At 68.1% G+C, this 7,525-nt stretch carries 11 protein-coding genes and 1 pseudogene; 6 read left to right on the plus strand and 6 right to left on the minus strand.

Annotated elements, in window-relative coordinates:
• Window positions 1-139 precede the first annotated feature (139 nt).
• Window positions 140-271 (plus strand): hypothetical protein, encoded by a 132-nt coding sequence (locus ACIQFZ_RS42735; protein WP_402693921.1) that lies wholly within the window; start codon window positions 140-142, stop codon window positions 269-271.
• 17 nt (window positions 272-288) lie between these two features.
• On the opposite strand, the gene ACIQFZ_RS42740 is transcribed toward ACIQFZ_RS42735, so the two are convergent.
• The 5 genes from ACIQFZ_RS42740 to ACIQFZ_RS42760 form a co-directional block, all read right to left on the minus strand.
• The gene (locus ACIQFZ_RS42740; protein WP_402693922.1) at window positions 289-909 is read right to left on the minus strand and encodes a hypothetical protein; all 621 of its coding nucleotides are present in this window, start codon (window positions 907-909) and stop codon (window positions 289-291) included.
• A 157-nt stretch (window positions 910-1,066) separates the two neighbouring features.
• Entirely contained in the window at window positions 1,067-1,195 is a 129-nt protein-coding gene (locus ACIQFZ_RS42745; protein ID WP_383063904.1) for a hypothetical protein, read from the minus strand.
• Window positions 1,196-1,273: 78 nt separating this feature from the next.
• On the minus strand, window positions 1,274-1,642 hold the full coding sequence (locus ACIQFZ_RS42750; RefSeq protein WP_383063901.1) for a WD40 repeat domain-containing protein: 369 nt from the start codon (window positions 1,640-1,642) through the stop codon (window positions 1,274-1,276).
• A 1,110-nt stretch (window positions 1,643-2,752) separates the two neighbouring features.
• A complete protein-coding gene (locus ACIQFZ_RS42755; protein WP_376653310.1) occupies window positions 2,753-2,914 on the minus strand; it encodes a hypothetical protein in 162 nt (53 codons plus the stop codon).
• Between the two features lie 79 nt (window positions 2,915-2,993).
• Window positions 2,994-3,962, minus strand: a complete 969-nt coding sequence (locus tag ACIQFZ_RS42760) for a peptidoglycan-binding protein (protein ID WP_402693923.1) — start codon at window positions 3,960-3,962, stop codon at window positions 2,994-2,996.
• Between the two features lie 307 nt (window positions 3,963-4,269).
• On the opposite strand from ACIQFZ_RS42760, the gene ACIQFZ_RS42765 reads away from it, so the two are divergent.
• Window positions 4,270-5,025 carry a helix-turn-helix domain-containing protein gene (locus ACIQFZ_RS42765; protein ID WP_383063897.1) on the plus strand — a complete coding sequence of 252 codons (756 nt, stop codon included), beginning with the start codon at window positions 4,270-4,272 and terminating at the stop codon, window positions 5,023-5,025.
• Window positions 5,026-5,594: 569 nt separating this feature from the next.
• Window positions 5,595-5,984, plus strand: a pseudogene (locus ACIQFZ_RS42770) (IS110 family transposase); the annotation flags it as partial.
• 445 nt (window positions 5,985-6,429) lie between these two features.
• Here ACIQFZ_RS42770 and ACIQFZ_RS42775 read toward each other — a convergent pair.
• Window positions 6,430-6,654, minus strand: a complete 225-nt coding sequence (locus ACIQFZ_RS42775; protein ID WP_383063911.1) for a hypothetical protein — start codon at window positions 6,652-6,654, stop codon at window positions 6,430-6,432.
• 93 nt (window positions 6,655-6,747) lie between these two features.
• Here ACIQFZ_RS42775 and ACIQFZ_RS42780 point away from each other — a divergent pair, with 93 nt between their 5' ends.
• Genes ACIQFZ_RS42780 through ACIQFZ_RS42790 form a run of 3 tightly spaced genes read left to right on the plus strand, consistent with a single transcriptional unit; the run spans window position 6,748 to window position 7,434 of the window.
• Entirely contained in the window at window positions 6,748-7,026 is a 279-nt protein-coding gene (locus ACIQFZ_RS42780) for a hypothetical protein (RefSeq protein WP_383063909.1), read from the plus strand.
• Window positions 6,941-7,120, plus strand: a complete 180-nt coding sequence (locus ACIQFZ_RS42785) for a helix-turn-helix domain-containing protein (RefSeq protein WP_383063894.1) — start codon at window positions 6,941-6,943, stop codon at window positions 7,118-7,120. The genes ACIQFZ_RS42780 and ACIQFZ_RS42785 overlap by 86 nt, the downstream gene beginning before the upstream one ends.
• On the plus strand, window positions 7,117-7,434 hold the full coding sequence (locus ACIQFZ_RS42790) for a hypothetical protein (RefSeq protein WP_402693924.1): 318 nt from the start codon (window positions 7,117-7,119) through the stop codon (window positions 7,432-7,434). The genes ACIQFZ_RS42785 and ACIQFZ_RS42790 overlap by 4 nt, the downstream gene beginning before the upstream one ends.
• Window positions 7,435-7,525 lie beyond the last annotated feature (91 nt).

Here is a 7,525-nt window from a genome sequence, read left to right on the forward strand (position 1 = left end):
ATGATCGGGGCAGCCGTCCTCGTGCCCGCACCCGCCCCCATCACGTAGCTGACCAGCCGCAATGAACGCAGGCAGGGCTATCTACAGCTGCCGTATCAGAGCGACGGACGGCTGTTCGACTGTGTGGCCCGTGCTAGGGATGTTCGGCATTGTCCTCGCCCTGCTCTGGCCCGCGATGGCGGTCTGGCACTTCCTGGCGGGGCCGGCCGGGCAGGCTTGCGAACTGGATGCCGCTCCCTCCTGGTGGCCGGTCCTGTTGCCGATCGGATGACCGAACCGTCGATCCGTTCACCGGAAACCGGTATGCGTTCGGCGGTGGCAAAGATCAGCGTCGCTGGCGGGGAGGGGGCGGCTGAGACGGTGCAAGACGTCGCGGTGGAGGCGTAGTGCGGCGCCGTCACCGGCAGCGGCAAGGAGGGCCGACCTCAGGGGGTTGCCGGGGTCGGTATCGCTCTCCACCAGCACCAGCAGTTCCACCTTGTCCTGGTGGTCTAGGCGACTCAGCTGGTGCAGGCCGGTCTTCTGTTGGATTTCCGACCAGGTGGTGGTGCGTTGCTCGCGGACCGCCTTCTTCAACGCACCACGGACGGCCGGAGCAAGTTTCTGCGCCTTCTCCACGCGGGCCTGGTGGACGGAGCGTTCTCTGGCCTCTGCCCTCTCGCGCTCCTCGGCTTCGCGCCTCTCTGCCCTCTCGCGCTCTTGAGCTTCGCGCCTCTCTGCCCTCTCACGTTCTTCGGCTTCGCGCCTAACGGCCCTCTCCCGCTCTCGGGCCGCTCGCTCCTGCTCCTGAACACGCCGAGCGCGGGCCTCGGCGGCAGCGACGATCTCCCATTCCTCTGCCGCGGCGTCAGGGTCCTGCACCAGTTCAGCGGCCTGCTTGTACAGCTCGGGGGTCGGCCGCTCCTGCAACCTTTCAACGACAGCCCGCCGAAGTCGTGCGCGCTCCTCCAGCCAGCGCTCACTGCGGCCCAGAGCGATGCGCAGCCTTGCAACTTCGTGCGGTGTCTGGTCGGCCTCCAGGAGCCGCCGAATGGCCTCCGCTGCGGGCAGGACTCGCCTTGGATGGTCACGCAGCGTCCCACAGCCGGGTGCCGCCGTCCGGCTCCGCCACCGCGAGAAGCCGACCGCGGGGTGCGAACACGGCGGAGGTGCCGGGAAGAGCGCCCAGGGGCTTGGGGCGGCAGCCGTCGGCCATATCCCACAACCTCACTTTTGTCGGACCGCGGATGGTGACCATGTTCCGCCCGTCGGAGCTGATGCCGCCCACTGGGCCCTAAAAGCACTCCGTGAGCACGGGCTGCAGGCTCCACACCCGGATGACCTGGTCGTCGGTGATGAGGCTGCGGCTGTCGCGGCCGAAGACCAGGGCGATGCCGTCATAGGACGTCTGGCCCAGCGGTTCTCCCAGTTGCATCGGTTCGTCGTTGTTCGCGGTGTTCCATAGTTGGATTCCGTTGTCCCCGGCTACAGCGACCGTGTCACCGTCGGGGCTGAAGGCCACCGCGGCGACTTCGGATCCGTCTGCATTCTCCAGCGGCGGGGAGAGGCGTTCCGGGCGTTGGGGGTCGGCGATGTCCCAGAGCCATGCCGGCGTATCGCCGTCGTCCGCGGCCAGGGTCCGCCCGTCTGGGCCGAACGCCATGTCTCGTGTTCCGCCGGAACCAAGGTGCAGGGTGCCCAGCGCCTGGAGTTGCGTTGGATCGGCCGTGTTCCACAGCCGTGCAGTGCCGTTCTTCGTGTCCGGCTCGTGAGGCGGGGGCAATCGCTGGTGGGCGTGCTGCCGATGCCGGTCCTCGCCGCGGAGAAGCTCCGTCGTTTGGGCTACTCCATCCAGACCACTTGTCGCGTTTGCTCCGGGCTCAAGACGGCTAGGCGTCGGCACAGTGGGCGTTGTTGATCAATGGGTGCGAATGCAGAGCGGCAGGCAGCCCGAGCGGTCTCGACGCAAGTGATGAGTCGCGTAGGAGGAGCCGATGGGTCGGGTACACCGCAGGGACACGAATGCCTGCTTGGTCGTCGCTGCTGTCATCGCGGCAGGCGGGGTGAGTGTGGGCGCTGTGCGCGCACATGAGGTCTGGGGCCATGCGCAGGCCGCACGGTCCGCACAGACGCTGGCTGATGCGGTGCCCCGGGTAGGTGCAGCAAGTCCGCGCAGTTGGAGAGTTCAGGAGAAGCGACGCCCCGTACCTGCGGCAGCTCCCTACACCACACGCACTGTGCGTCAGCCCTCGCGGCGGATTACTCCTGCCGCATCCAAGACGCGGCAGGCTTCACCCAAGCCGGCTGTGCGAACGGGTTACACGCGGACTGCGCAGACGGTGATTCACATCGGAAAGTGGTCTCGGGTGGTGAAGGGGGGAGGCCAGGGGCTTGTCGATGGGTGCCAGTACGCCGTGTTGTGGGCTGGGCCTATGCCGGGTGCCGATACTCGCGGTACGGCGGTCCTGGTTGGCCATAACTACTGCGGATTTGAGCGGTTTGCCACGTTGCCGGTGGGTACGACCCTCACAGTGACCGGCCCGACCTCCGTGGCGGAATACCGGGTTTACGGACACCGGGCCATCAACCGGCAGGGCGGTTCGGGTGCGGGCCTATATGACGGCGATTTGACCTTGCAGTCCTGCTTGGGCCGCGACACTGGTTTTTCCTACCTCAGGCGCATCACTTGATGTCTGGCAGGGATGTGTCCTGCTGGTTGAAATGGGGGCGGGGCCCGCGGTTCATCCGCGGGCCCCGCCCTGGCGTCCTGTCATCACCGGTGGTCGCAGCAGTGCTTGTCGCGCTTGATGACGGTGGGGTCGGTGGCGGTGTGGGTCTGGTTGACCTCCGTGACCTCGATTCCCTCGGCGTGCAGGTGGCGGGCCAAGGCCGCCCCGTAGGAGCCGGTGCACTCGACGCCGGCACGTCGCACCACTCCGAACGAGCTGGCCCAGGAGACGAGTTGGTGGTATTCCTGCGCGGTCGCCGGAGCGCGGCGGGGATGCGTGGGCGGGTTACTTCCAGGCGCAGTGGATGTGGGTGTCGTGGTCGGGGTCTCCGGGGCCGCGGACCTCAGAGGCGCCGAGCTGGGAGCAGAGGTTCATCACAGCCTTGTGAGGGGCGCCCTTGCCGACGTGCTTGCCGTTGATCACGTTCGCGTCGAAGGCAAGGCCGCGGTAATGGCGGGAGTTCTTGCTGTGTACGCCGCCGACGAACTCGGAGATGTTCAGCCGGTATCCGTACCTGTCGTGCAGGGTGATCAGGGCTCGGAGCATCCGGGGGTCGAGCTGGACGCGCTTGGCTCCGACGTGGCTTCCGGGGCTGGTGGCCGCGCCTCGGCCGGCGGCCATGTCGACGATGTTGGCGTAGGCGGTGGAGCCGTAGTGGCGGGTATCCGAGTGTGCCCGGGCGAACGTGATCCCCCGGTTCTTGAGAACCTGACCGGCCAGGGCGGCGGCGTTGCCCGCCGGCTTGGGAGTGCTGGGGGCGGGCTTGGTCGCCGGGGAGGTGGTGAGCAGGGCGTTCCAGGTCTTCGGACCGATGACGCCGTCGGCCTTCAGGTGGGCCCGCGTCTGGAAGTTCCTGACCGCGGTCCGCGTGTTCTTGCCGAAGACGCCGTCGGCGGTCACGCCGAACTGGACCTGGGCGGCCTTGACGGCCGGGCCGCGAGAGCCGAGGTGGACGGTGGTGATCAGCTTGCTCCAGGTCTTCGGCCCGACGACACCGTCGGCCTTCAGGCCGGCGCGGGTCTGGAACTGCCGGACGGCGGCCGCGGTCTTCTTCCCGAAGGCGTTGTCGGGGGTCACGGCGTAGCCGCGGGCGGCGAGCAGGTGCTGGGCGGTGAGGACGTCGGTGCCCCTGGAGCCGGTCTTCAGCGTCGGCCACACGCTGGTGAACGCTGTGTCCTTGAGAGGGGTGGCGTGGGAGCCGCTGCGGGGGCCCGGCATCGTCGAGGCGTTGGCCTCGTCGCCGGTGGCGTTCACCGCGCCGTGCCGCCGGCGAGGAGCACGGCCGCGAGGCCCTGGAGCAGAAGGTTCCTGACGTTCTTACGCATCTTCATCCTTCGATCGCGTGACCCACGTTCCCGCTGGTGCGGGAGGCGTGGGAGCGGTGTCGCCGCCTCAGGGGGCGGCGCTGACGAGGTGAAGATTCGGGGTACCGCCGTTCCATCGGTAGCCTGATCCACTGTTCCAGTCGTTCCGCGTGTTCCAGTCGTTCCGTATGACCTGTGACCTGGGGAAACAGGGGGTTGGAACGCGCGGCTTTCCGTGATCGTGTCGAGGGGGACGCGTGCTGTCCGAGGACAAGGGTCGCCGAAGAGGCAATCCGCCGGCGGAGGTCGAGGCCCTGCGGGCCGAACTGATGCGGATCAAGGAGGAGAAGCAGCTCTCCCTGAACGCCCTCGCCCGCGACAGCGAGATCTCCCGGTCGACCTGGAACCGGGTCCTGAAGGGAGAGTCGTTCCCGCCCCGCAAGGAGATCGAGCGGCTCAGCAGACGCCCCGGGCTCGAAGCACAGCACCTGGTGGGATTGTGGGAGGCCGCCGACGCGGCACTCAAGCGGGCCGCAGCAGCGGACGTCGCCTCACCGGCGGCAGCGGACGGCGATGACACGGCCACCCCGCCGACTGCGACAGCCGCTGATCCGGCCGGTCCGGACAACTCCATCGCTTCTGCTGCTGCGGCGGCACCCAACCCCTCCAAGGGCGACACCCTCGACGACGCCGCGACCGGGCCTGCCCCGGCCGAGCCGATGCCATCCGCCTCGCCGTCCGCACGCCCCGACGCCACCACAGCTGCCAAGACCACCCCGCTGTTCCGCGCGGCCCAGCAGCCCGTGCGGAGGACCCTCCCGCAGAGCCGGCGGCCGGTGTTTCCTCGCCGCATGCCTCAGACGCCACAGGGACCGGCGGACAGCCCGCGGCAGACGGTGAGCGGATCGCCACTCAGCCCGCCGGTGCGCCGGCCGGGGAGGAGATCGGCGTCGTCCGCCCGGTCCTCGCACCGGCACCCGCCACCAAGAACGGGAGGACCACCAAGCTGCTGATCACCCTCGTGGCACTCACGGTGGTACTCCTCACCGGACGCTGGGCCGCCATGCCCGATTCCGACAAGAACGGCACCGCGGCCCCCGGGACCACCGGCGAAACCCTGCCCGACGACACCGATAAAGCCGGCGAGGGCGGTGACACGGGCGACGAGGAGTCGCCCCAGGACACGGCCCAGCCCTCCGGTACCCCGCCGGAGGCGGGAAGCGACGAGAAGCCGCAGGACCTCCCCGCCACCGGCCCCGGCAACAGCGGATCCCCCGCGCCCAGGGCGTCATCCGACACCGATACCACCGCTCCCCCGGCTGGCCAGGCGCCGCAGGACGAAGACCCCCGTTACCGTCTTCGTGGCCCCGCAACGGGGCTCCCGGCCTCCGGCCCGGCATGTCTGTTCCCCCCTGTAGTTCGCATGATCCGGGGGGTGGTGTCACCGGACCGGAGGCATCGGTAGACCGCTGATAGGGGCAGGACCACCAGCTCGCTGGGAGGCTCTTCGTAACGTGGATGCCGGCGACTGGTGCCACGCCAACGAGGCCGGGACAGCACGACCTCGTGAGGAATCAGCGTGATCGACACCGGCGACGTGGACGTCTTTCTGGGCCTGGACGTCGGCAAGGGCGAGCACCACGGAACCGCGGTGACCCGGGCGGGAAAGCGGGTCTTCGACAAGCGGCTGCCCAACAGCGAGCCCAAGATGCGGGCCATGCTGGACAAACTCATCGCGAAGCACGGCACGGTCCTGGTCGTCGTCGACCAGCCCGCCTCCATCGGCGCCCTGCCGCTGGCGGTCGCCCGGGACACCGGATGCCGCGTCGCCTACCTGCCTGGTCTGACGATGCGCCGCATCGCCGACCTCTACCCGGGCGAGGCCAAGACCGACGCCCGCGACGCCGCGATCATCGCGGACGCGGCCCGCACCATGCCGCACACCTTGCGCGGCATCGAGCTCACCGACGAGACCGGAGCGGCCTGGAGGAGAGGCACGGTCTAGCGGCCTCTTCAGTGCCTTTGCTCAGCACATCGCCTCGCGGCCGTCTGCCGCTGTTTGGTCCAGCTAAGAACTCACGCGAATAGACGCGATGGAGCACCTATGGCCGCGCTTCTGGATGTCTCACGCCGATTACTTGTCAGCAAGTGCTGACACCCTCCTGTATGTCAGCCTATGCTGACAGTATGGAGTCGGTAACTGAACTGGCTGCTGCCGTCGACAGCAGCGACCCAGCGGCAGGGTTGGCCGGGGTGGCTGCTCTGCGCCGTTTGCTGGACGAACTGGAAGCGTTGCACGTGAGCAACGCCCGTGCCCAGGGCTGGTCGTGGGAAGCCATCGCCTCTGCACTTGGCGTGAAGCGGCAGTCCGCACACAGAAAGCACGCTGGTCACGTCGCGAGTCGGATTTCTGGGGGTCAGAGGTGACCATGCTCACGGGGTTCACTCAGCCCGCGCGCCGGGTTGTCGTGCGGGCGGGGGTTCTGGCCATCGACGCTGGCCGGGATGTCCTCGGCACCGGACATCTCCTGGCGGCCCTCGCTGAGGTCGGTCCCACCTGCTTGCCATTGCAGGCGCTCGACCTGACTCCTTTCGCCGTACTTGCCGAGGTTGAAGAGCGTGGGGAGACCGATCGACGTCAACCTGATGGCGAGTTGCTAGCCGACCTTGGCATCGACCTCGACGAGGTCCGGCGTCGTGCCTTTGACGCGACCTCTCTCCGCTCGGATGATCCGGTGCTGTGGGGGCTCCGCCGCTCACGCACCCTCCCCCTGCGCCTGACGCTCACAGGCCCGCTCGGCATCCTCCGGCTAAATGGGCAGAGCCGGAAGGTAATCGAGGTGGCCGCAACGACGGCTCACCGTCGCGGCGACCGAACCCACATCGGTTGCGAAGACCTGCTCTGGGGACTGCTCGCGGACAGCTCCAATGAGTCCGTGCGCATACTTCACCGCCTCGGCGTCGATCTCCGCCGACTCTGGACGGATCTGGAGCGCTGGCACGCAGCAGCCTAAGACCCAGCGCAAGCACACCGTCCAGGGCGTCGCCGAGGAACTCGGCGTCGCTCGTACCACCATCTACCGCTACCTGGAGCGGGAGCGCCAATGACGCATAGGGCACGTCCGCGCGTACACCTTCTGGCTGGCGGCCCCATCTGGGAGGAACGCCGAGCCAAGCCGCAGCAGATCAAGTTCACCAAGAGGCAGAAGTTGGCTCGCAAGCCGCTCAACAAGGCGATGAATCAGTTGAGCAAGGCCGTTGCTCGGCAGGACTGGCGAGCCGCCCGGATAGCCCGCTCCGCAGCCTGGGACGAGGTGAACAAGCTCGCAGATGAGCTGACTCGGGAAGAGCGAAAGAAGCTGTGGGAGTACAAGCAGCGCATCCTCGCGGGCGAAGCGCGGGAGCGGCTTCAGGGAAACTAGTGGCTTGTCACGCCGCCTTGGCCGGGTAATCGACCTGCTGCCCGTCGGCCAGCAGACTGTCCCCAAGGTCTGATCTTGGAGGTGGTCGTGG

It is taken from the genome of Streptomyces sp. NPDC093064 (genome assembly GCF_044754605.1).
Classification (GTDB): domain Bacteria; phylum Actinomycetota; class Actinomycetes; order Streptomycetales; family Streptomycetaceae; genus Streptomyces.

Coding starts and splice junctions, on each gene's coding strand:
- ACIQFZ_RS42735 (WP_402693921.1), top strand. CDS start 140: ATGTTCGGCATTGTCCTCGCCCTGCTCTGGCCCGCGATGGCGGTCTGG.
- ACIQFZ_RS42745 (WP_383063904.1), bottom strand. CDS start 1,195: ATGGCCGACGGCTGCCGCCCCAAGCCCCTGGGCGCTCTTCCCGGCACC.
- ACIQFZ_RS42750 (WP_383063901.1), bottom strand. CDS start 1,642: ATGGCGTTCGGCCCAGACGGGCGGACCCTGGCCGCGGACGACGGCGAT.
- ACIQFZ_RS42785 (WP_383063894.1), top strand. CDS start 6,941: ATGAGTCCGTGCGCATACTTCACCGCCTCGGCGTCGATCTCCGCCGAC.
- ACIQFZ_RS42790 (WP_402693924.1), top strand. CDS start 7,117: ATGACGCATAGGGCACGTCCGCGCGTACACCTTCTGGCTGGCGGCCCC.